The sequence below is a fragment of the Pseudomonas sp. OA65 genome (assembly GCF_017498305.1).
GTDB lineage: Bacteria > Pseudomonadota > Gammaproteobacteria > Pseudomonadales > Pseudomonadaceae > Aquipseudomonas > Aquipseudomonas zanjanensis.
Map to the genome: position 1 here is coordinate 46,770 of NZ_JAGDEZ010000012.1, position 23,087 is coordinate 69,856.

Sequence of the window (23,087 nt, forward strand, 5' to 3'; positions counted from 1 at the left end):
ATCGATATAAGGAGCGCCAATGGCAGTCTTAGCCTGGAGTCGAACCCATGAGTGCTGGCAAAGAACAACTGGATGTAGAAGACGAATTCACCGCCGTTGAAGCCGACGACGTCGAGCCTGTGGCCGTGCCGGAAGTGGCGAAAACCAACCTGAGCAAGCGTCGCACCATCGATAACCTGTTGGAAGAGCGCCGTTTACAGAAGCAATTGGCCGAATACGACTTTGATCTCTGACACGTAAAAGCCTCCCTGATGGAGGCTTTTTACTGAGTACGCGTGACCTGAAGCCTCACACCAACCCATTGCGCTGCGCCAGTTCGATCAGGTCGACCAGCGAACGGGCATTGAGTTTCAATAACAGGCGAGTCTTGTAAGTACTGACGGTCTTGTTGCTCAAGAACATGCCATCGGCGATTTCCTTGTTGGTCTTGCCGCGCGCCAGTTGCTGCAAGACCATCATTTCCCGCCCCGATAACCGATCAACCATATCGGACTCACTGGCATTACCCAGGCTCGATCGCACCGTGTGCAGTGCCTGGTTGGGAAAGTAACTGTAACCGGACAGCACTGCCTTTATTGCACTTAATAACTCAGTAAGATCCTGTTGCTTGCAGACATAGCCGGCCGCACCCGTTTGCATGCAGCGCATCGAAAAATGTCCAGGCGCCTGGGACGTCAGCACCAGCACTTTCATTGATGAAGGAATGGCCGCCAAACGGGCAATCACCTCCAGCCCGTCCAGTTTCGGAATGCCGATATCGAGAATGACGATGTCGGGCATAAGTTCACGAGCAAGTTGTAGCGCATCGACGCCGTTGTCGGTTTCGGCAACGACCTCATATCCATGACGCTCCATCAGCAAACGTACAGCAAGACGAATGACGGGATGATCATCCACGATCAGCACTTTATTCATGGGCAAATCCAACTTCGCTGTTCGAATTTTTAGAGCACGCACAATAGCCTAGTCATTTCTACCTTGGCATGCTGCCCCCCCCTGACCGCTCGCACCGAGAGACAGAACCTACAAGCTATACAGAAAAATCCTACAAATTCCGCTGGGAAAAATGTGTCCTGAATTTTTTTTCAGAGAAAGATCGACCTCACCAACACCCCGGTATCCCCATGAATAATGCGTTCTTTCACCGCCATGCCTGCCGCGAACCGACAGTCGGAGAGCTTTTTACTCATAAAGAGTAACTGAATTGTTTGCTGTTAAAACTGCCACGCCTCACTTCAGCAATAGGAATTCATATATAAAAGATGCTCAGGCGCCTGACATTAAGTGCCGGCAACCCTGACCGTTATCGCGACACTTAATTACCACAAAGACTATTTTCACTTTACTCACCGAGCACGAATATTCCATGAGCATTAACCATGAACAAACCTTTGAAAACCATTACCAACCCCATGACCCTTATCGCCATATTCGCAACTTTATCCGAAACTTCCGCGGCGATTTCGCTGCCTTTCCTGGATGACCAGGATCGTGAATATTACCTCTGGTTCCTGATCAGTTTTCCGTTTTATCTATTGCTGCTTTTTTTCATCACGCTCAACTTCAATTATCGTTCCTTGTATTCACCTTCAGATTTCCGCAAGAGCAAACATTTTATAAAGACCATGGATGACGCAACCGGTCGGCGTAAACGAATGCTGCGCCAGACAGGCAAGGAGCAACGACTGCTGCTGATAGGCCTGCATCGACACAGCCATGAATCGCCGGACACCCTGTGTATCTTATGCGGCCAATCCCATCGCTTGATCGAGACCTGTCGATCGAAGCATTTAAAGCACGCCGGCATCGTCGTGTACGTCATCTACAACGAGACTGCTGCCCACGGGCAGGATAAATGAGCCATCAGGTACGAGCCTGCGGCACGCGCCAAAAAGAGGACAAAAAAAACGGCCTGCTCAAGGCAGGCCGTTTTTTTGGATAACCAAGGTCAGAACAGCTTGCGACCCTTGTTCGCCGCGATACGCATGCGCAAGGCGTTGAGCTTGATGAAGCCGGCTGCGTCGGCCTGGTTGTAGGCACCGCCGTCTTCTTCGAAGGTTGCGATGTTGGCATCGAACAGCGAGTCGTCGGACTTGCGCCCGGTCACGATCACGTTGCCCTTGTACAGCTTCAGGCGTACCACGCCGTTCACGTTGGTCTGGGAAGCGTCGATCATCTGTTGCAGCATCAGACGCTCAGGGCTCCACCAGTAGCCGGTGTAGATCAGGCTGGCGTACTTGGGCATCAACTCGTCCTTGAGGTGAGCCACTTCGCGGTCCAGGGTGATCGATTCGATCGCCCGGTGGGCGCGCAGCATGATGGTACCGCCCGGGGTTTCGTAGCAGCCGCGGGACTTCATGCCGACATAACGGTTCTCGACGATGTCCAGGCGACCGATGCCGTGTTCGCCGCCGATGCGGTTCAGGGTCGCCAGCACGGTGGCCGGGCTCATTTCCACGCCGTCCAGCGCGACGATATCGCCGTTGCGATAGGTCAGTTCCAGGTACTGCGGGGTATCTGGGGCCTTCTCCGGGGAGACGGTCCAACGCCACATGTCTTCTTCGTGCTCGGTCCAGGTGTCTTCCAGCACGCCGCCTTCATAGGAGATGTGCAGCAGGTTGGCATCCATCGAGTACGGCGATTTCTTCTTACCGTGGCGCTCGATCGGGATCGCGTGCTTCTCGGCGTAGTCCATCAGTTTTTCGCGGGACAGCAGGTCCCATTCACGCCACGGGGCAATGACCTTCACACCCGGTTTGAGAGCATAGGCGCCCAGCTCGAAACGCACCTGGTCGTTGCCTTTGCCGGTGGCGCCATGGGAAATGGCGTCGGCGCCGGTTTCGTTGGCGATTTCGATCAGACGCTTGGCGATCAACGGACGGGCGATGGACGTACCCAGCAGGTACTCGCCTTCGTAAACGGTGTTGGCGCGGAACATCGGGAACACGAAGTCGCGGACGAACTCTTCGCGCAGGTCATCGATGTAGATCTCTTTGACGCCCATGGCCTGGGCCTTGGCGCGTGCAGGCTCGACTTCTTCGCCCTGCCCCAGGTCAGCGGTGAAGGTCACCACTTCGCAGTTATAAGTGTCCTGCAGCCACTTGAGGATCACCGAAGTGTCCAGGCCGCCGGAATACGCCAGAACGACCTTGTTTACGTCCGCCATGCCATCACTCCACGGGTTGTACGGAAAGCCGGGAAGTCTAACGTCCAGCGCGGATAATTTACAGAGGCGCGACAGCTTATGACGACGAAGCGACAGATTATGTCGATTGCGCGACGATCCGCAGGGGGTCAGGAAGTGCGCGCAGCCGTAGCAGCAGGCGCAGCCGTCTTGGCCGGAGCAACTGGCGCCGTTGTCTTGCCCGGCGCAGCCGCAGGCGCCACGGCCGGCGGTGCAGGCGTTGCCGCTGGTGTTGGCGGCTGTGGCGCCGGGGCCTGGGCAGCCGCCACCCGCTCCAGTTTTACCACGACACGACGATTCTTGGCCCGATTGGCGGCGTTGGTATTGGCGACCAGCGGATAACGCTCGCCGTGGAAGCGCACGGTGAACTGGGACTCCTGGAAGCCGTTGGCCTTGAAGAAGTCCTGAACCGCCAGGGCCCGGCGACGCGAAAGCTCACGGTTGGTCAGGCGGTTGCCACTGTTGTCGGAATGACCATCAAGTTGCACATGATTGACGCTCGGGTCTGCCTTGATGAAGTCGAGCATGACCTGCAACTGAGCCTTGGCCCGAGCATCCAGCTCAATCCCCTCGCCGGGGAAGCCGATCTGGGTTTGCTTGATCTGTTCGAAGTTTTTCGGCAACAGTTTCGCCACGCAGCCCTGGTAATCGTTGAACGCCTTGTTGAAGCGCACGGGCAGCAGCCGAACTTCAGAAACACGCCCATCCTCGGTGTTGCGTCGAACCACGGGGCTGCGGCCTTCCATCAATCCGCTGATCAGTCGGCCTGCCTGGACCTGGGAACTGTCGAACAGCACATCGCCGCTGCCGATCCTGACCGAGCCCAGGTTGATATCGCCCCGTCCTGGCTGCCAGGGCGCCGCGGCCGCGAGCAAGGTTGCGGAGCCGCCACCGAGCATCGGGTTATAAGCCTTGAGGCGGAACGTGGCCTGCTCGCCCGCCTTGCGCACGAATTCGCCACTGCCGAAATCGGTGATCGGCTGGCTCAGCCGACACTCGAACTTGTCGCCTTCGACCGTCCACTCGATGCTCTCCAGACGGGTCTGGAAAGTGAGCGCCATGGCGGGAAGGCTGGCAAACACACTGAGCAAGGCTAGATAACGCTGGCGCACGGGAGGCTCCACTGACTTTTATACAAAGATCGACGCACGCTTGAGGGCATGACGCCTGTCCGGGGCACTGCACGGATTCGTGGCACACCTGTAGGAGCTATCGGTAAGTTGTGGCAGAACTTGATAGCGGGTGCCTGAATCGGTCTTTTCCGGTAGCATTCCCCAGAGTTTGACCCGCCTGGAAGCCCCCCAATGTCCGACCGCCTGACCCTGCTGCGTCCCGACGACTGGCATATTCATCTTCGCGATGGTGCTGTGTTGACCCATACCGTCGCCGATGTCGCGCGCACCTTCGGGCGCGCAATCATCATGCCTAACCTGGTTCCGCCCGTGCGCAACGCTGCCGAGGCCGATGGCTATCGCCAGCGTATCCTCGCCGCGCGCCCGGCTGGCAGCCGCTTCGAACCGCTGATGGTGCTTTACCTCACCGACCGCACCCAGCCCGAAGAGATTCGCGACGCCAAGGCCTGCGGTTTTGTCCACGCCGCCAAGCTGTACCCCGCCGGCGCGACCACCAACTCCGATTCCGGCGTCACCAGCATCGACAAGATCTTCCCCGCGCTGGAGGCCATGGCCGAAGTCGGCATGCCGTTGTTGATCCATGGTGAAGTCACCCGGGGCGACGTCGACGTGTTCGACCGCGAGAAGATCTTCATCGACGAGCACATGCGCCGCGTCGTGGAGCGCTTCCCGACCCTCAAGGTGGTGTTCGAACACATCACCACCGGCGATGCCGTGCAGTTCGTCAACGAGGCCCCGGCCAACGTCGGCGCGACCATTACCGCCCATCACCTGCTGTACAACCGCAACCACATGCTGGTGGGCGGGATCCGGCCGCACTTCTATTGCCTGCCGATCCTCAAGCGCAATACCCATCAGGAAGCCTTGCTGGACGCCGCCACCAGCGGCAGCGCCAAGTTTTTCCTCGGCACCGACTCGGCCCCCCACGCCCTGCACGCCAAGGAAGCGGCCTGCGGTTGCGCCGGCTGCTACACCGCCTATGCCGCCATCGAGATGTACGCCGAGGCGTTCGAACAGCGCAACGCGCTGGACAAGCTCGAAGGCTTCGCCAGCCTGCATGGCCCACGTTTCTATGGCCTGCCGGTGAACACCGATCGTATTACCCTGGTCCGTGACGAGTGGACCGCCCCTGTCAGCCTGCCCTTCGGCGAGCAGACCGTCATCCCGCTGCGCGCCGGTGAAAAACTGCGCTGGCGCCTGCTGGAGGAAAACGCGTGAGTGAAGATCATTTCGACGACGAACTGGACGGCAACGGTGGTTCGGGCGGCGCCCGTCACCCCATGGCCGCGCGGTTCCGTGGTTATCTGCCGGTCGTCGTCGATGTCGAAACCGGTGGTTTCAATTCCGCCACCGACGCCCTGCTGGAAATCGCCGCGACCACCATCGGCATGGACGAAAAAGGCTTTGTGTTCCCTGATCACACCTACTTCTTCCGTGTCGAACCGTTCGAAGGCGCCAACGTCGAAGCGGCGGCCCTGGAATTCACCGGGATCAAGCTCGATCACCCGTTGCGCATGGCGGTCAGCGAAGAAACGGCCCTGACCGACATTTTCCGTGGCGTGCGCAAGGCGCTGAAAGCCAACGGTTGCAAGCGAGCGATCCTGGTCGGCCACAACAGCAGCTTCGACCTGGGCTTCCTCAACGCCGCCGTCGCGCGCCTGGACATGAAGCGCAACCCGTTCCACCCGTTCTCCAGCTTCGACACCGCGACCTTGGCGGGGCTGGCGTATGGCCAGACTGTCTTGGCCAAGGCCTGCCAGGCAGCCGACATCGACTTCGATGGCCGCGAGGCCCACTCGGCCCGCTACGACACCGAGAAGACCGCCGAGCTGTTCTGCGGCATCGTCAACCGCTGGAAAGAGATGGGTGGCTGGCAGGATTTCGACGACTGACATCGGCGCCAGATCCGACTGTTGTGGCTCTTGTGGCTCTTGTGGCTCTTGTGGCGAGGGAGCTTGCTCCCGCTTGAGCGCGAAGCGCTCACAAAATATTTGGGGCGGCTACGCCACCCAGCGGGAGCAAGCTCCCTCGCCACAGGGTCCAGAGCCAAAGATTCTGCGTCTCTGCCAATCATTCGGCTTGCACTGCCCATAAAAAAACCGGCCCATCGAGGGCCGGTTTTTTTATGACTGGGTGCGCTTACAGGTTTTCGCCGTGCTCGCCCAGGTAAGCGGCAACGCCTTCAGGCGATGCGGTCATGCCCTTGTCGCCTTTTTTCCAGTTGGCCGGGCAGACTTCGCCGTGCTCTTCGTGGAATTGCAGCGCGTCGACCAGACGGATCAGCTCTTCCATGTTACGGCCCAGCGGCAGGTCGTTGATGATCTGCGAACGGACAACGCCTTTATCGTCGATCAGGAACGCGCCACGGAAAGCCACGCCGCCTTCGGACTCAACGTCGTAGGCCTTGGCGATTTCGTGCTTCATGTCGGCAGCCATGGTGTATTTCACCTCGCCGATACCGCCATTGTTGATCGGGGTGTTGCGCCAGGCGTTGTGGGTGAAGTGCGAGTCGATCGAAACCGCGACCACTTCAACGTTGCGCGCCTTGAAATCGTCCATGCGGTGATCCAGTGCGATCAGCTCGGATGGGCAGACGAAGGTGAAGTCCAGCGGATAGAAGAACACCAGGCCGTATTTGCCTTTGATGGCCGAGGACAGGGTGAAGCTGTCGACGATTTCGCCGTTGCCGAGGACGGCTGGAACGGTAAAGTCTGGGGCTTGTTTGCCTACGAGTACGCTCATTGGATATCTCCTGATGTAATAGCGTGAAAACAAGGTCCGGGCCAGCCTGCCACCCTCAGGCGACAGCCCTGTGACACGAACCCGCTTGCAAGGGCCGACCATCATACACCGGGCATTTGGCCTGTCTTCAACGGTTTTTCGGCGGTATCGAAAAATCGCCGCCCCGCTGCGTGCCGCTTTCGCCACGCTGGACAAAACCGTTCGTCAGCCCGACGTCGCCATGACGCAAAGACCTTGAGAAACCACTTTGACAATCATTCTCGTTAACATTAAGATCCGTCTCAATTGAGTCACAACCAGCGACGGTTCTCACTTATGTATGTATGCCTCTGCACTGGCGTCACCGACGGGCAAATCCGCGAAGCGATCTATGAAGGTTGCTGCAGCTATCGCGAAGTCCGCCAGGCCACCGGCGTAGCCAGCCAATGCGGCAAATGTGCCTGCCTGGCCAAGGAAGTGGTGCGTGAAACCCTCGCCCAGGTGCAGACGGCACAGGCCTCGATCCCTTACCCGGTAGAATTTACTGCCGCGTAATCACAGCTTTTCAAGGAACCGGACTTAATGTCCGGTTTTTTTATGCCTGTAAATCAAATAGTTAGCGTCCAGACGCGGAACACAAACATTCTTATTCCGATTAATTTTCATTTATTATTCAATAACTTAGGTTTGACACTGATAAATACGCGGCTCAAACTCCGCCCTATACACAGCTATTAAAGGGCAGGCCTCATCATGAAAGGCGACATTACAGTCATCCAGCATCTCAACAAGATCCTTGCCAATGAGCTGGTCGCGATCAACCAATATTTCCTGCATGCGCGCATGTACGAGGATTGGGGCCTGAACAAGCTGGGCAAGCACGAGTACCACGAGTCCATCGACGAGATGAAGCACGCGGACAAGCTGATCAAGCGCATCCTGTTCCTTGAAGGCCTACCGAACGTCCAGGACCTGGGCAAGCTGCACATCGGCGAACACACCCGGGAAATGCTCGAGTGCGACCTGCGTATCGAGAAAACCGGCCACGCCGACCTGAAGGCCGCCATCGCCCATTGCGAAAGCGTTGGCGACTTCGGTAGCCGTGAACTGCTGGAAGACATCCTCGAATCCGAGGAAGAGCATATCGATTGGCTGGAAACCCAACTGGGCCTGATCGACAAGATCGGTCTGGAGAACTACCTGCAATCGCAGATGGGTGAAGAGTAAGTTTTCCCAGCAGCAAGCCACTAAAAAGCCCCGCCCTCTTTCGAGAGGCGGGGCTTTTTATTGCCTGGATTTCAAACCACTGAAATCCATTGTGGGAGCGAGCCTGCTCGCGATAGCGTTGTATCAGAAACATCAACAGAGACTGACACACCGCTTTCGCGAGCAGGCTCGCTCCCACAATGTCTAATGTTCACCACAACCAGTGTGGTGAACAGATTTCCATGGATCAGGCTTCGGTCTTGTTCGCCGCCGCTTTTTCTACCGCTTCCTTGATCGTGGCCTGCAAAGAGCCGTCGGCGGCCATCTCGGTCATGATGTCGCTACCACCGATCAGTTCACCACCCACCCACAATTGCGGGAAGGTTGGCCAGTTGGCGTACTTAGGCAGGTTGGCGCGGATTTCCGGGTTCTGCAGGATGTCCACGTAGGCAAACTTCTCGCCACACGCCATCACCGCCTGGGCAGCCTTGGCCGAGAAACCGCACTGTGGCGCGTTCGGCGAGCCTTTCATGTAAAGCAGGATGGTGTTGTTGGCAATCTGGTCTTTAATCGTTTCGATGATATCCATGGAGCACCTCGGCTTAAAACTTTTGCGACTTAAGTTGTCGACACGGTGACGCATTGTAACGGAAAGCCGAACCTGCTCCAGAGACAATTTTACGCAGCCGCCACCTTCACCGGTACGCCGTTAAGCGCTGCGTTGCCGGACAACTCATCGAGCTGACAGTCATCGGTCAGGTCGTTGGCGCTGGAGCCTGGCTGTCCGCTGGCGATGGCCATCTGCACCCCCGGCCGGGCATGGCCCCAGCCGTGGGGCAGGCTGACCACGCCTTTCATCATATCCAGGCTGCCCAGCACCTCGACGTCGATGGCCCCCACCCGCGAACTGACCGTCACCCTCTGCCCGTCGACAAGGCCGCGAGAAGCAAGGTCATCCGGGTGCATCAGCAACTGATGACGCGGCTTGCCCTTCACCAGTCGGTGGAAGTTATGCATCCAGGAGTTGTTGCTGCGCACATGGCGGCGGCCAATCATCAGCAACTCGTCCGGTTCCGGCGCCTGCAACGCGGCAAACCGCGCCAGGTCAGCGAGGATCACTGCCGGCGCGGCCTGCACCCGCTGGTTTTCGGTTTTCAATCGTGGGGCCAGATTGGGCTTGAGCGCGCCGAGGTCGATGCCATGGGGATGGTCGAACAGGGTCGCCAGGGACAGCTTGTGCGGCGAAGCGTCGCCATACGCCCCGTTGCGCAGGCCAAAATCGATCATCTGTGCCGGCGGCATGGTCGGCTTGAGTTCCTTGCCGGTCCGGGCAGCAAAGGCCTTGGCCAGGCCGACGAAGATTTCCCAATCGTGCAGCGCCCCGTCGGGCTTGGGCAGGATCGCCCGGTTGAAACGTGTGACGTTGCGCACCGCAAACAGGTTGAACGTGGTGTCGTAGTGATCGTTTTCCAAGGCCGAGGTCGAGGGCAGGATCAGGTCGGCGTAACGGGTGGTTTCGTTGATGTACAAATCGACGCTGACCATGAACTCCAGCCCATCCAGGGCCTGTTCCAGTTGCCGCCCGTTGGGCGTGGACAGCACCGGATTACCGGCCACGGTCACCAGTGCACGAATCTGGCCTTCGCCCTCGGTGAGCATCTCCTCGGCCAGGGCCGACACCGGCAATTCCCCCGCATATTCAGGACGCCCGGACACCCGGCTCTGCCAACGATTGAAATGCCCGCCCGAGGTGGTGGCCACCAAGTCCACCGCCGGCTCGGTGCACAGCGCACCGCCCACCCGATCAAGGTTGCCGGTGACCAGGTTGATCACCTGAATCAGCCAGTGGCACAGCGTACCGAACGCTTGGGTCGACACCCCCATCCGCCCATAACACACCGCTGACGGCGCGGCGGCGAAGTCCCGGGCCAACTGCCGGATCTGCACGGCCGGCACCGCACAGAGCGGACTCATCGCTTCAGCCGTGAAGGAAGCAACGGCCGCCCGCACCTCGTCCAGGCCGTCCACCGGCAGATGACTGTCACGGGTCAAGCCTTCGCTGAACAAGGTGTTGAGCAAGCCGAACAGCAGCGCGGCATCGCCACCCGGGCGGACGAAGACATGCTGGTCGGCGATGGCCGCCGTTTCGCTACGGCGTGGATCGACCACCACCACTTTGCCGCCACGGGCCTGAATCGCCTTGAGGCGCTTCTCCACGTCTGGCACGGTCATGATGCTGCCGTTGGAAGCTAGTGGATTGCCGCCCAGGATCAACATGAAATCGGTGTGGTCGATGTCCGGAATCGGCAGGAGCAGGCCGTGACCGTACATCAGGTGACTGGTCAAATGATGAGGCAGTTGGTCCACCGAGGTGGCCGAAAAACGGCTGCGGGTCTTCAACAGCCCCAGGAAATAGTTGCTGTGGGTCATCAGCCCATAGTTATGCACGCTGGGGTTGCCCTGATAGACGGCCACCGCGTTCTGGCCGTGACGCGCCTGGATGTCCGCCAGACGCTCGGCCACCAACGCGAAGGCGTCGTCCCAGGCGATGGGTTGCCATTCGGTGCCGACGCGCTGCATGGGTTGGCGCAGGCGGTCCGGATCGTTCTGGATATCCTGCAGGGCCACTGCCTTGGGGCAGATATGACCGCGACTGAAGGTATCCAGCGCATCGCCCTTGATAGAAGTGATTGCCAGGCCCTGGCCGTCGGTTTCGGTGGTTTCGAGGGTCAAGCCGCAGATGGCTTCACACAGATGGCACGCACGGTGGTGGAGAGTCTTGGTCATGGCCAGTCTCTGTTTTATTCGTGGCGGGCACTTTCGGCCGCGGGAATAAAACTATGGCGCTTGATTCCCGGCAGCGCCAGCGACGTTCGTCCTGTGAATTGCCGGGCATCAGGCCCGCCGATGAGGTGCGATCAAGGGCCTTCGGGGGGCGGCGCCAAGAGTTGGATTTCCTCGATGGTTTCCACTTGTTCCTGGGCGATGGGCACACCGGTCAGCTCGCCAATCAAACGCCAATGCTCGTCGAGGCCACTGCTGATCGTGGCCATGCGATCGATCATCCGTCGACCGGCCGCCTTGGTCACCTCATCATCGCTGCGCAGCAATTCGAATGACATGGACGTCACCGAAGCCGTCAGGTGCGTCAGCGAGCGTGCGGTCAGCCCCAGCAATTCCATCAGTTGTTGCTCTTTCGAATCCATTTCGGGCTCCTGTGCCGCTGTGGCTCATTTATAACCCAGGCCTTTGCATTAGGAAATATTTCACAGCCACCGGCAGACAGGCGAAAGGACGCAATGGCATGACAAAACCGACCATCCTCCATCACGCGCCCGCCACGCTTGATTGCCAAGGCGAGCAACGCCAGTGTACAAATGGGTCGCTGCTGTCAGGAAACCGGCCACAAATTTGCCATCGCAGTCTTGCGACGGCCTCGCTGAACTCCCCAAAAACCGTAGCCCTATTGGTAAGACGCGACATTTAATTATAAGATCGCGCCTTCCCCTATTTCGTCGCCCCGTGCGGCTTTTGCCGCAGGTCTCGCCCGTTTTTTCATTAAACAAGGCTTTGAGCATCTGCGGTCAGTTACAAAAAGGTAGTCAATCATGAGCGCAAGGCACTTTCTCTCCCTGATGGATTTCACGCCCGATGAGTTGCTCGGCGTGATCCGTCGAGGCGTGGAGCTCAAGGACCTGCGTAACCGCGGCGTACTGTTCGAGCCCTTGAAAAACCGCGTGCTGGGGATGATCTTCGAGAAGTCATCGACCCGCACGCGCATCTCTTTCGAAGCCGGCATGATCCAACTGGGCGGCCAGGCGATCTTCCTGTCGCCCCGTGACACCCAACTGGGCCGTGGCGAACCCATCAGCGACTGCGCCATCGTCATGTCGAGCATGCTCGACGCGATGATGATCCGTACCTTTGCCCACAGCACCCTGACCGAGTTCGCGGCCCATTCCCGCGTACCGGTGATCAACGGCCTGTCCGACGACCTGCACCCTTGCCAACTGCTGGCCGACATGCAGACCTTCCTCGAGCACCGTGGCTCGATCCAGGGCAAGACCGTGGCCTGGATCGGCGATGGCAACAACATGTGCAACAGCTATATAGAAGCGGCGATGCAATTCGACTTCCAGCTGCGCATTGCCTGCCCTGAAGGCTTTGACCCCAATGCCGAGCTGCTGGCCAAGGCCGGGGACCGAGTGTCCATCGTCCGCGATCCGAAACAGGCCGTGGCCGGTGCGCACCTGGTGAGCACCGACGTCTGGACCTCCATGGGCCAGGAAGAAGAGACCGCCAGGCGCCTGGAGCTGTTCGCGCCACTGCAGGTCAACCGGGCCCTGCTCGACTTGGCGGATGCCGACGTATTGTTCATGCATTGCCTGCCGGCCCACCGTGGCGAGGAAATCAGCATGGACCTGCTGGATGACCCGCGTTCGGTAGCCTGGGACCAGGCCGAAAATCGCCTGCACGCGCAAAAGGCCCTGCTCGAATTCTTGGTCGAGCCGGCGTATCACCACGCATGAGCCACGCCCTGCTGCTGAACTTGCACAATCTGGCCTGCGGTTATCAGGACCAGCGGGTCGTGCAGAACCTCAACCTGCACCTCAATGCCGGCGATATCGGTTGCCTGCTCGGTTCGTCCGGCTGCGGCAAGACCACGACGTTGCGCGCCATCGCCGGCTTCGAACCGGTGCATGAGGGTGAAATCCAACTGGCCGGGGAAACCATCTCCCGCGCCGGTTTCACCCTCGCCCCGGAAAAGCGCCGCATCGGCATGGTGTTCCAGGATTACGCCCTGTTCCCCCACCTGAGCGTGGCACAGAACATTGCCTTTGGCATTCGCAAGCATCCGGACAAGGACCGCATCGTCGAAGAGCTGCTGGAACTGGTCAACCTGAAGCACCTGGGCAAGCGTTTTCCCCATGAACTGTCTGGCGGCCAGCAACAACGCGTGGCCCTGGCCCGTGCGCTGGCGCCGGAACCGCAGCTGCTGTTGCTCGACGAGCCGTTCTCCAACCTCGATGGCGAGCTGCGACGCAAGCTCAGCCATGAAGTGCGGGACATTCTCAAGGCCCGTGGCACCAGCGCGATCCTGGTGACCCACGACCAGGAAGAAGCCTTCGCCGTAAGTGACCATGTCGGTGTTTTCAAGGAAGGTCGCCTGGAACAGTGGGACACGCCCTACAACCTGTACCACGAACCGCTGACGCCATTCGTCGCCAGTTTCATTGGCCAGGGCTATTTCATTCGTGGCCAGCTCGACAGCCCGGAATCGGTGCAGACCGAACTGGGCATCCTGCGTGGCAACCGCGCCTACACCTGGCCCATCGGCGGTGCGGTGGACGTGCTGCTGCGCCCAGACGATATCGTCTATGCGCCGGACAGCCCGCTCACCGGTAGAATCATCGGCAAGACCTTCCTGGGCGCCTCAACCTTGTATCGCCTGCAGTTGCCCACAGGCGCGCAATTGGAATCGATCTTCCCCAGCCATGCCGACCATCAGGTCGGCGCCACTGTCGGCATCCGCGTGGCGGCTGAGCACCTGGTGCTGTTCCAGGCCTCGGGCAGTACGGCGGCACAGATCCCGCCGGTGGATAGCGGTGTGCGGCGCTACAGCGCGGCCAACTGATAACGCACCCCCAGTGTGGGAGCGGGCTTGCTCGCGAAGAGGGCAGCACATTCAACATCAATGTAGCTGACACACCGCCTTCGCGAGCAAGCCCGCTCCCACAAAAGTCAGTGCGCCCCCAACATCAACGTCCCACTCGCCACCAACGTCGCATGCCCGCCAATCTTCACCCGCTCCCCCTCCAGCCGGCAAAACAACGCCCCTCCCCTGGCCGAGCATTGATAAGCCGTCAGTCCATGCTTGCCCAGGCGCTTGGACCAATAGGGAATCAGGCTGCAATGGGTCGAGCCAGTCACCGGGTCTTCGTTGATACCGATCGCCGGGGCAAAATAGCGCGAGACAAAATCATGCTTGCTTCCCGGCGCGGTGACGATCGCGCCAGGCCAGGGCAGTTTCGCCAGGGCCGCCATGTCCGGCTTGCAATCGAGCACCGCTTGCTCCGATTCCAGCACCACGAACAGTTCATTGGAGCTCAGCACATCCACCGCTTCGACGCCCAAGGCACTCTGCACCGCCAAGGAGGCGCCCAGCTCGGCCGGCACGACGGCCGGAAAATCCAGCCACAACCGATCACCCTCGCGCGTCACGCTCAGCGAACCGGACCGGCAGATGAAATCCAGGCGCTCGACGGGTTCGTGATAGACCTCGAACAGCACATAAGCGCTGGCCAACGTGGCGTGCCCACACAGCGGGACTTCAGTGGTGGGGGTGAACCAGCGGATATGCCAATGCTGGCCTTCACGCACCAGGAACGCGGTTTCAGCCAGGTTATGTTCGGCGGCAATCTTCTGCATCAAGTCATCGGCAAGCCAGCCGTCGAGCCGATAGACCATCGCCGGGTTACCGCCGAACGGCCGGTCACTGAATGCATCGACCTGATGAAACGCAAGCTGCATGGCCCTTCTCCTTATTTTTCTGATGCGCCAGCATGGGTGCAGCGGCAAGGCTTATCCAGAGACAGATCAGCAGAATTTTCACCCTACAGCGCACGATAAAAACACGACGCATCCTTGTGGCGAGGAAGCTTGCTCCCGCTTGGCTGCGCAGCAGCCACCCGCTCTATCAAGCCCGCCCAATATCGGCAAACGCCGCCCCGGTGTGTTCCTTCAATACCGAAGGCGCCAGCTCGACTTCCAAGCCTCGCCGCCCCGCACTGACAAACATGCTGGCGAGCGGCTGTGCGGAACTGTCGATAAACGTGCGAAGGCGCTTCTTCTGCCCCAACGGGCTGATGCCGCCGAGCAGATAACCGGTCGAACGCTGCGCGGCGGCGGGATCGGCCATCTCGACCTTCTTCACGCCAGCGGCATGGGCCAGGCCTTTCAAATCCAAACTCCCGGCCACAGGCACTACCGCCACCAGCAGCTCACCTTTTTCACTGGCCGCCAACAGCGTCTTGAACACCTGCGCGGGATCCAGCCCGAGCTTTTCCGCCGCCTCCAAGCCATAGGAAGCAGCCTTGGGATCGTGTTCATAGCTGTGGATGCGATGTTCGGCGCGCACTTTCTTTAGCAGATCCAACGCGGGTGTCATGACCGCTCCTGACAAGGAAATTCAAAAAGAGTGAGCGGATTCTAAGCCATCGCCTGTGAAAAGGCTTCGGGACCGCACTGTGAGAAGCGGTGACGCCTCGCCAACGGGAGAGTCATTCACCGCGCGAATAGTTGAAATGTGACCGACGGTTCACTTTCGACCTTTGACACCAGCGTTTCTTGTCTATATTTTTTCGAAACTGAAAGTCACATTGCATGTCTCAAGCTGCAACCCGAGATCAGGATGGGGATCCTGTCTCGGTGGACATCGCGCAATCGTGCTGTATCGAACGCGCTGCAAAACAACAAAAAACCGAGGTTTGAATGACAACTGCTTTACAACAGCCGCCCCTGTCCAGCCAATGCCTGGCCGAATTCCTGGGAACTGGCCTGCTGATCTTTTTCGGCACCGGTTGCGTCGCGGCGCTCAAGGTCGCGGGTGCGAGTTTCGGCTTGTGGGAAATCAGCCTCATCTGGGGCGTCGGTGTCAGCATGGCAATCTATCTGAGCGCGGGCATTTCCGGCGCTCACCTCAACCCCGCCGTCAGCATCGCCCTGTGCCTGTTCACCGACTTCGAAAAACGCAAACTGCCCTTCTACATCATTTCTCAAGTAACAGGCGCTTTCTGCGGGGCCCTTCTGGTCTACACGCTGTACAGCAATTTATTCTTCGATTTCGAACAGTCCCGGCAGATGGTTCGCGGCACCGAAGCGAGCCTGGAGCTGGCCTCGGTGTTCTCCACCTACCCGCACGCGGCACTGTCCACCGGCCAAGCCTTTCTCGTGGAAGCAATCATCACTGCCATTCTGATGGGGGTGATCATGTCCCTGACCGATGACAACAACGGCTTGCCCCGTGGCCCACTGGCGCCGTTGCTGATCGGCCTGCTGATTGCCGTGATTGGCAGCTCCATGGGGCCGCTGACGGGTTTTGCGATGAACCCGGCGCGAGACTTCGGTCCTAAACTGATGACTTTCTTCGCAGGCTGGGGTGAAATTTCCCTCACGGGTGGACGCGATATCCCGTACTTCCTGGTTCCGGTTTTTGCGCCGATCGTCGGTGCGTGCCTCGGTGCTGCGGCTTATCGCGGGTTGATTGCCCGCCACCTGCCCAGCGCCATAACTGCTACAAAGGATGCAACACCGGCCATTGACGGCAAGCCCAGAACATCCTGAAACAGTCGACGCAGGCTCTTGCCCATCGAACCTGCGCCGTGGCTTCTTCCTTTTACGTCCCAAGGCAATCGACATGACCGATATCCAGAACAAGAATTACATCATTGCCCTCGACCAGGGTACGACCAGCTCGCGGGCGATCATCTTCGACCGTGACGCCAACGTGGTCTGCACCGCCCAGCGTGAATTCGCCCAGCATTACCCACAGGCCGGTTGGGTCGAACACGACCCGATGGAAATCTTCGCCACCCAGAGCGCGGTCATGGTCGAAGCCCTGGCCCAGGCCGGCCTGCACCATGACCAGGTGGCCGCCATCGGCATTACCAATCAGCGGGAAACCACCGTGGTCTGGGACAAGACCACCGGCCGACCGATCTACAACGCCATCGTCTGGCAGTGCCGGCGCAGTACCGAGATCTGCCAACAGCTCAAGCGCGACGGCCACGAGCAATACATCAGCCAGACCACCGGCCTGGTCACCGACCCGTACTTCTCCGGTACCAAGCTCAAGTGGATACTGGACAACGTCGAAGGCAGCCGCGAGCGCGCACGCAACGGTGAGCTACTGTTCGGCACCGTCGACAGTTGGCTGATCTGGAAATTCACCGGCGGCAAGGTCCACGTCACCGACTACACCAACGCCTCGCGCACGATGCTCTTCAATATCCACTCGCTGGAGTGGGACACGAAGATGCTCGAGATCCTCGACATCCCACGGGAAATGCTCCCGGAAGTGAAATCGTCCTCGGAAATCTATGGGCGCACCAAGAGCGGCATCGCCATCGGTGGCATCGCCGGTGACCAGCAGGCTGCCCTGTTCGGCCAGATGTGCGTGGAGCCGGGCCAGGCGAAAAACACCTACGGCACCGGCTGTTTCCTGCTGATGAACACCGGCAGCAAGGCCGTCAAATCCAATCACGGCATGCTCACCACCATCGCCTGCGGCCCGCGTGGCGAAGTGGCCTACGCCCTGGAAGGCGCCGTATTCAATGGCGGCTCCACGGTCCAATGGCTGCGTGATGAACTGAAGATCATCAACGACGCCCTGGACACCGAATACTTCGCCAACAAGGTCAAGGACAGCAACGGTGTGTACCTGGTGCCCGCCTTCACCGGCCTCGGCGCGCCGTATTGGGACCCCTATGCCCGTGGCGCGCTGTTCGGCCTGACCCGCGGCGTACGGGTCGATCACATCATTCGCGCAGCGCTGGAGTCGATTGCCTACCAGACCCGCGACGTACTCGATGCCATGCAGCAGGATTCGGGCGAACGCCTCCGGGCCCTGCGCGTCGACGGTGGCGCGGTGGCGAACAATTTCCTGATGCAGTTCCAGGCCGACATCCTCGGCACCCAGGTCGAGCGGCCGAAAATGCGCGAAACCACAGCCTTGGGTGCTGCTTACCTGGCCGGCCTGGCGTGCGGCTTCTGGGGCAGCCTGGAGGAACTGCGGGGCAAAGCGGTGATCGAGCGCGAATTCGAACCGCAACTGGACGAGCCGGCGAAAGAAAAACTCTATGCCGGCTGGCAAAAAGCGGTCAGCCGCACCCGCGACTGGGAACCCCACGAAGACGCTGAATAAGGCCCGATAAGGTTCTGAAACTGGTCGGAAGTAGATTCCTGCGGCATCATGGGCAAATTTTGTATGGCAGCCCAAAGGAAGCCCCATGAATCTGCCTCCCCGCCAGCAACAAATCCTCGAACTGGTCCGCGAACGCGGTTATGTCAGCATCGAGGAAATGGCGCAGTTATTCGTCGTCACCCCGCAAACCATCCGCCGCGACATCAATCAACTGGCGGAGGCGAACCTGCTGCGCCGCTACCACGGCGGCGCCGCCTACGACTCAAGCGTGGAAAACACCGCCTACGCCATGCGCGCGGACCAGATGCGCGACGAGAAGCAACGCATCGCCGAAGCCATCGCCGCCCAGATCCCCGATCACGCCTCGCTGTTCATCAACATCGGCACCACCACCGAATCCATCGCCCGGGCGTTGCTCAATCACAACCATCTGAAGGTGATCACCAACAACCTGCACGTCGCTTCGATCCTCAGCGCCAAGGACGATTTCGAAGTATTGGTGGCTGGCGGCAACGTGCGACGGGACGGCGGTGTGGTGGGTCAGGCCAGCGTCGACTTCATCAACCAGTTCAAGGTCGACTTCGCCTTGGTGGGCATCAGCGGGATCGATGAAGATGGCAGCCTGCTGGACTTCGACTACCAGGAAGTGCGGGTTTCCCAAGCCATCATCGCCAATGCCCGTAAAGTGCTGCTGGCGGCCGACTCCAGCAAATTCGGGCGCAACGCCATGGTCCGCCTGGGGCCGATCAGCCTGATCGACTGCCTGGTGACCGACCAGCAACCGGTGCCGGCCTTGGCGCAACTACTGACCCAGCACAAGATTCGGCTGGAGGTGGTCTGAGGTCCGTCTGTCGATCCGACTTCACAGACATGAATCCTGCGCTAGCTTCAAAGTAGCCAAGTTGTCGACTCATTCAGCGCCTACTTCGAAAGGCTCTCAAAACAGGATGGTCCTGTCTCGATCCTGCATTCGTTTGGCGACTCGCTCCGTGTAAAACGGAGCGGTATTGCCCAATGACCCTGGCACGTAGTAGCTGCCATTACTTAATAAAGTTGTGGGGTTACTACTATGACTGATCCAACAAAAGGCCTGCGTTATCTTCCCGGTACTCATCTCCTTGATCGCCCGGTGGTTATGGAACTGTCCCCGGAGAGCGGAGTACTCGATTTACCCGCAGTTGCCGAATCAGGCGTCATTGTCCGCGTAGCGGTCTATTCGGGCATGGCTGAAAACGATACCGTCCAGCTGTCATGGTTAGGCGGGAGCGAAGAGAGCAGTTGCTCCGCTAAATTGTCGGTAAGAGACACCGGGCGTTTTCTCGAATTCGTTGTGCCAAAGGACGTCCTGCGCGCAGATCCTGGAACGCCTCCGGGGCCCGTGGCAATCGCCAATGTCAGTTATCAGGTTTACCCTGCATCCGGCCAAACCATGGAATCAGCGGTCAACACGCTTCATTTTGTGCCGGAAGAAACATCATCGAACCCACCTCCAGAAGTGCCGGACGCAATTGGAGGCCAACTGAATCCTGACAAGATTCCCGCTCCCGGACTCACCGTTTACTTCCCCAGAACTGTGCACGTCAATGCTCGCTGGACAAGCTACGGACGCGACGGCAGAGTGATGTATATGGAGCGTTTTGGCGTAGGACAGGACCTATCCGCGGTCATTTTCCCCAGTGTCCTGAACCTCACCGAGGATGGCGGCGAAATACGGATTACGTATTACGCCGGGAATGATGATAACCAACTCCTAACCTCGCTTCCTGCCGTGCTGCAAGTCACTCGCGGTTGAACCTGAGCAAACACCGGCGACGCGCCTTTAGCGTCGCCGACCTGCCTTTCGCTTGAAAACGCTAACCTCTGCGTCCCCTCATAAAAAACGCTGGCAGCACTGCCAATCCTGCTTCATGTTCGTAAATTTTCCTTTCAGCCGCATTCGATCAGTAATTTCAATCGAATTCGACTGGTCGTGACTGTGCTTATGGGCTAGTATTTTCGCAAATGAACATTTATGTTCGAATTCAAATATTGTGAAAAAGAACCCGAGGCCAGCCGATGCCCACTTCTACCTTGCCTACGCCCCCTCTCGCCGAGATCTATGACGTCGCCGTCATTGGTGGCGGTATCAATGGCGTGGGGATTGCCGCGGACGCTGCCGGTCGCGGTCTTTCGGTGTTCCTTTGTGAAAAGGACGACCTGGCCAGTCATACCTCGTCGGCCAGCAGCAAGCTGATCCACGGCGGCCTGCGCTACCTTGAACACTATGAATTCCGCCTCGTACGCGAAGCCTTGGCCGAACGCGAAGTTCTGCTGACCAAGGCCCCGCACATCGTCAAGCAAATGCGTTTCGTGCTGCCCCACCGTCCGCACCTGCGCCCGGCCTGGATGATTCGCGCCGGCCTGTTCCTCTACGATCACCTGGGCAAACGCGAGCAACTCGCCGGCTCCAGAAGCCTGAAGTTCGGAGCCGACAGCGCACTGAAAAGCGAGATCACCAAAGGCTTCGAATATTCCGACTGCTGGGTCGATGACGCGCGGCTGGTGGTGCTCAATGCCATGGCCGCCCGGGAGAAAGGCGCGCATGTCCACACCCGCACCCGTTGCGTGAATGCCCGCCGCATCAGAGGCCTGTGGCACTTGCACCTGGAACGTGCCGACGGCAGCCTGTTTTCGATCCACGCCAAGGCGCTGGTCAACGCCGCCGGCCCGTGGGTGGCCAAGTTCATTCGCGATGACCTGAAGCTGGAATCGCCCTATGGCATCCGCCTGATCCAGGGCAGCCACCTGATCGTGCCGAAACTCTACGAAGGCGAACATGCGCACATTCTGCAAAACGAAGATCAGCGCATCGTGTTCACCATTCCGTACCTGAACCAATTCACCCTGATCGGAACGACGGATCGCGAATATACCGGCGATCCGGCCAAAGTGGCGATCACCGAAGGCGAAACCGATTACCTGCTGAAAGTGGTCAACGCTCACTTCAAGAAGCAAATCAGCCGCGACGATATCCTGCACAGCTATTCCGGTGTACGTCCGCTGTGCAACGACGAATCCGACAACCCATCGGCCGTGACCCGGGACTACACCCTGGCGCTGTCCGGCGGCGGTCAAGAGGCCCCGTTGCTGTCGGTATTCGGCGGCAAGCTGACCACCTATCGCAAACTGGCCGAATCAGCCATGGCGCAACTGGCCCCCTATTTCACACAGATGCGCGGGAGCTGGACCGCCGTGGAAGCCCTCCCCGGCGGCGAAAACATGACCACTCCGCAAGCACTGTGCTCGGCGCTGCGGGACAAGTTCGACTGGCTGCCCACCGACATCGCCCGCCGCTGGGCCACCACCTATGGCAGCCGAACTTGGCGCATGCTCGAAGGCGTGCATGACCTGGGCGACCTGGGCGAGCACATCGGTGCAGGCCTTTACACCCGCGAAGTCGATTATCTGTGCAGCGACGAGTGGGCCGTCGATGCCCAGGACATTCTCTGGCGCCGCAGCAAGCTGGGTTTGTTCACCACCGCGGCCGAGCAACAGAAGCTGCAGCAGTACTTGGAGAAGGTCGAGCACAATCGCCGCAAGATCGAAGCGGCGTAACCGCACCCCGCCAAACCAAAAGCCCCTGGATCTCGCGATCCAGGGGCTTTCGCATTCTGGAACACACCACTAATCCCACAGGGATTAGTGGTGCGCAAGCCATTCGGTTTTCCGAACAAGACCCATCAGTCGGTTCGGCTAACCGGATAACGCAGCCCGCACAAAACCTGAAACAGAACATTAATTATCTTAGAAAACAATTAGTTAGCCAGACACGACTGGCCTGGCACGACTCATGCTCTACACTTTTCGAGACGAATGCCTGTACGCCAACACACCAGGAGCTGCCAGGCATCTCGAAGTACTCAGGGCCGACGAACCGGCCGAAATAAAAAAAACAATGTCGAGGAAACATCGATGCGTATCGTTCCCCATCTCCTGGGCGCAGCCATTGCTGCCGCTCTGATCAGCACGCCGGTTTTCGCAGCCGAACTGACCGGCACACTGAAAAAGATCAAAGAGTCCGGCGTCGTTACGCTTGGGCATCGCGACGCTTCCATTCCGTTCTCCTACATCGCAGACGCTTCCGGCAAGCCGGTCGGCTACGCCCATGACATCCAGCTGAAAGTCGTCGAAGCCCTGAAGAAAGAGCTCGACGTACCGAACCTGCAGGTCAAGTACAACCTGGTCACCTCGCAAACCCGTATCCCGCTGGTGCAGAACGGCACCGTGGACCTGGAGTGCGGCTCCACCACCAACAACGTCGAGCGCCAGCAGCAAGTCGCCTTCTCCGTTGGCATCTTCGAGATCGGCACCAAGCTGCTGTCCAAGAAAGACTCCAAGTACAAGGATTTCGACGACCTCAAGGACAAGAACGTCGTGACCACCGCCGGCACCACGTCCGAGCGCATCCTCAAGTCCATGAACGCCGACAAACAAATGGGCATGAACGTCATCTCTGCCAAGGACCACGGCGAATCCTTCCAGATGCTGGAATCGGGCCGTGCCGTCGCGTTCATGATGGACGACGCCCTGCTGGCCGGCGAAGCCGCCAAGGCCAAGAAGGCCGATGATTGGGCCGTCACCGGCACCCCACAGTCCTACGAAATCTACGGCTGCATGATGCGCAAGGGCGACGAGCCGTTCAAAAAGGTTGTCGATGACGCCATCAAGGCCACCTACGCTTCGGGCGAGATCAACAAGATCTACGAAAAATGGTTCATGCAGCCTATCCCGCCAAAAGGCCTGAACCTCAACTTCCCGATGAGCGAAGAGCTCAAGAAGTTGATCGCCACCCCGACCGACAAAGCGGCTGACGAAAAGAAATCCTGATTTCTGACTAACCTTATCTCCTGAAGGGGCCCGGCCCTTTCAGGGGATGGTCACT

At 59.1% G+C, this 23,087-nt stretch carries 23 protein-coding genes; 14 read left to right on the plus strand and 9 right to left on the minus strand.

Going from position 1 to position 23,087, the window contains the following annotated elements:
• Positions 1–47 precede the first annotated feature (47 nt).
• On the plus strand, positions 48–233 hold the full coding sequence (locus J3361_RS12805) for a hypothetical protein (RefSeq protein WP_207964904.1): 186 nt from the start codon (positions 48–50) through the stop codon (positions 231–233).
• 55 nt (positions 234–288) lie between these two features.
• Here J3361_RS12805 and J3361_RS12810 read toward each other — a convergent pair whose 3' ends face one another.
• A complete protein-coding gene (locus tag J3361_RS12810; RefSeq protein ID WP_109753848.1) occupies positions 289–915 on the minus strand; it encodes a response regulator transcription factor in 627 nt (208 codons plus the stop codon).
• 464 nt (positions 916–1,379) lie between these two features.
• Here J3361_RS12810 and J3361_RS29800 point away from each other — a divergent pair, with 464 nt between their 5' ends.
• A complete protein-coding gene (locus tag J3361_RS29800; protein WP_347709628.1) occupies positions 1,380–1,859 on the plus strand; it encodes a hypothetical protein in 480 nt (159 codons plus the stop codon).
• An 89-nt stretch (positions 1,860–1,948) separates the two neighbouring features.
• Here the strand turns inward: J3361_RS29800 and J3361_RS12820 are convergent, their stop codons facing one another.
• Complete coding sequence (locus tag J3361_RS12820; RefSeq protein ID WP_053124536.1) at positions 1,949–3,166, minus strand: argininosuccinate synthase; 1,218 nt, start codon at positions 3,164–3,166, stop codon at positions 1,949–1,951.
• 128 nt (positions 3,167–3,294) lie between these two features.
• A complete protein-coding gene (locus J3361_RS12825) occupies positions 3,295–4,296 on the minus strand; it encodes an OmpA family protein (RefSeq protein WP_207964905.1) in 1,002 nt (333 codons plus the stop codon).
• Between the two features lie 192 nt (positions 4,297–4,488).
• Between J3361_RS12825 and pyrC the strand changes: the two genes are divergently transcribed.
• On the plus strand, positions 4,489–5,535 hold the full coding sequence (gene pyrC / locus J3361_RS12830) for a dihydroorotase (RefSeq protein WP_207964906.1): 1,047 nt from the start codon (positions 4,489–4,491) through the stop codon (positions 5,533–5,535).
• Positions 5,532–6,209, plus strand: coding sequence for a ribonuclease T (gene rnt, locus J3361_RS12835; protein ID WP_003204947.1), 678 nt, complete (start codon positions 5,532–5,534; stop codon positions 6,207–6,209). The genes pyrC and rnt overlap by 4 nt, the downstream gene beginning before the upstream one ends.
• Before the next feature lie 247 nt (positions 6,210–6,456).
• On the opposite strand, the gene J3361_RS12840 is transcribed toward rnt, so the two are convergent.
• Positions 6,457–7,059 carry a peroxiredoxin gene (locus J3361_RS12840; protein ID WP_207964907.1) on the minus strand — a complete coding sequence of 201 codons (603 nt, stop codon included), beginning with the start codon at positions 7,057–7,059 and terminating at the stop codon, positions 6,457–6,459.
• Positions 7,060–7,374: 315 nt separating this feature from the next.
• On the opposite strand from J3361_RS12840, the gene J3361_RS12845 reads away from it, so the two are divergent.
• Positions 7,375–7,593, plus strand: coding sequence for a bacterioferritin-associated ferredoxin (locus tag J3361_RS12845; protein ID WP_207964908.1), 219 nt, complete (start codon positions 7,375–7,377; stop codon positions 7,591–7,593).
• 198 nt (positions 7,594–7,791) lie between these two features.
• Complete coding sequence (gene bfr, locus J3361_RS12850; RefSeq protein ID WP_207964909.1) at positions 7,792–8,265, plus strand: bacterioferritin; 474 nt, start codon at positions 7,792–7,794, stop codon at positions 8,263–8,265.
• Positions 8,266–8,491: 226 nt separating this feature from the next.
• Here the strand turns inward: bfr and grxD are convergent, their stop codons facing one another.
• The 3 genes from grxD to J3361_RS12865 all read right to left on the minus strand — a co-directional run bounded on the left by grxD (position 8,492) and on the right by J3361_RS12865 (position 11,450).
• Positions 8,492–8,833 (minus strand): Grx4 family monothiol glutaredoxin, encoded by a 342-nt coding sequence (grxD, locus tag J3361_RS12855; protein ID WP_003204956.1) that lies wholly within the window; start codon positions 8,831–8,833, stop codon positions 8,492–8,494.
• An 89-nt stretch (positions 8,834–8,922) separates the two neighbouring features.
• A complete protein-coding gene (locus J3361_RS12860) occupies positions 8,923–11,031 on the minus strand; it encodes a molybdopterin oxidoreductase family protein (RefSeq protein WP_207964910.1) in 2,109 nt (702 codons plus the stop codon).
• 131 nt (positions 11,032–11,162) lie between these two features.
• The gene (locus tag J3361_RS12865) at positions 11,163–11,450 is read right to left on the minus strand and encodes a hypothetical protein (RefSeq protein ID WP_053124551.1); all 288 of its coding nucleotides are present in this window, start codon (positions 11,448–11,450) and stop codon (positions 11,163–11,165) included.
• Between the two features lie 402 nt (positions 11,451–11,852).
• On the opposite strand from J3361_RS12865, the gene argF reads away from it, so the two are divergent.
• Positions 11,853–12,773 carry an ornithine carbamoyltransferase gene (argF, locus tag J3361_RS12870; RefSeq protein ID WP_186706325.1) on the plus strand — a complete coding sequence of 307 codons (921 nt, stop codon included), beginning with the start codon at positions 11,853–11,855 and terminating at the stop codon, positions 12,771–12,773.
• Positions 12,770–13,879 (plus strand): ABC transporter ATP-binding protein, encoded by a 1,110-nt coding sequence (locus tag J3361_RS12875; protein ID WP_207964911.1) that lies wholly within the window; start codon positions 12,770–12,772, stop codon positions 13,877–13,879. Before argF ends, J3361_RS12875 begins: the two co-directional genes overlap by 4 nt.
• A gap of 107 nt (positions 13,880–13,986) precedes the next feature.
• Here the strand turns inward: J3361_RS12875 and J3361_RS12880 are convergent, their stop codons facing one another.
• Positions 13,987–14,775, minus strand: a complete 789-nt coding sequence (locus J3361_RS12880; RefSeq protein WP_186706327.1) for a PhzF family phenazine biosynthesis protein — start codon at positions 14,773–14,775, stop codon at positions 13,987–13,989.
• A gap of 166 nt (positions 14,776–14,941) precedes the next feature.
• Entirely contained in the window at positions 14,942–15,412 is a 471-nt protein-coding gene (ybaK, locus tag J3361_RS12885; RefSeq protein WP_053124560.1) for a Cys-tRNA(Pro) deacylase, read from the minus strand.
• Positions 15,413–15,735: 323 nt separating this feature from the next.
• Here ybaK and J3361_RS12890 point away from each other — a divergent pair, with 323 nt between their 5' ends.
• From J3361_RS12890 to J3361_RS12915, 6 genes are all read left to right on the plus strand, one after another.
• Positions 15,736–16,587: an MIP/aquaporin family protein gene (locus J3361_RS12890; RefSeq protein ID WP_207964912.1), complete on the plus strand. Its 852-nt coding sequence runs from the start codon at positions 15,736–15,738 to the stop codon at positions 16,585–16,587.
• A 73-nt stretch (positions 16,588–16,660) separates the two neighbouring features.
• Positions 16,661–18,166, plus strand: coding sequence for a glycerol kinase GlpK (gene glpK, locus J3361_RS12895; RefSeq protein ID WP_207964913.1), 1,506 nt, complete (start codon positions 16,661–16,663; stop codon positions 18,164–18,166).
• Between the two features lie 85 nt (positions 18,167–18,251).
• Positions 18,252–19,007: a DeoR/GlpR family transcriptional regulator gene (locus tag J3361_RS12900; protein WP_207964914.1), complete on the plus strand. Its 756-nt coding sequence runs from the start codon at positions 18,252–18,254 to the stop codon at positions 19,005–19,007.
• A gap of 228 nt (positions 19,008–19,235) precedes the next feature.
• Positions 19,236–19,958, plus strand: a complete 723-nt coding sequence (locus J3361_RS12905) for a hypothetical protein (protein ID WP_207964915.1) — start codon at positions 19,236–19,238, stop codon at positions 19,956–19,958.
• A gap of 263 nt (positions 19,959–20,221) precedes the next feature.
• A complete protein-coding gene (glpD, locus tag J3361_RS12910) occupies positions 20,222–21,760 on the plus strand; it encodes a glycerol-3-phosphate dehydrogenase (RefSeq protein WP_207964916.1) in 1,539 nt (512 codons plus the stop codon).
• A 357-nt stretch (positions 21,761–22,117) separates the two neighbouring features.
• Positions 22,118–23,032: a glutamate/aspartate ABC transporter substrate-binding protein gene (locus J3361_RS12915; protein ID WP_207964917.1), complete on the plus strand. Its 915-nt coding sequence runs from the start codon at positions 22,118–22,120 to the stop codon at positions 23,030–23,032.
• Positions 23,033–23,087: the final 55 nt, after the last annotated feature.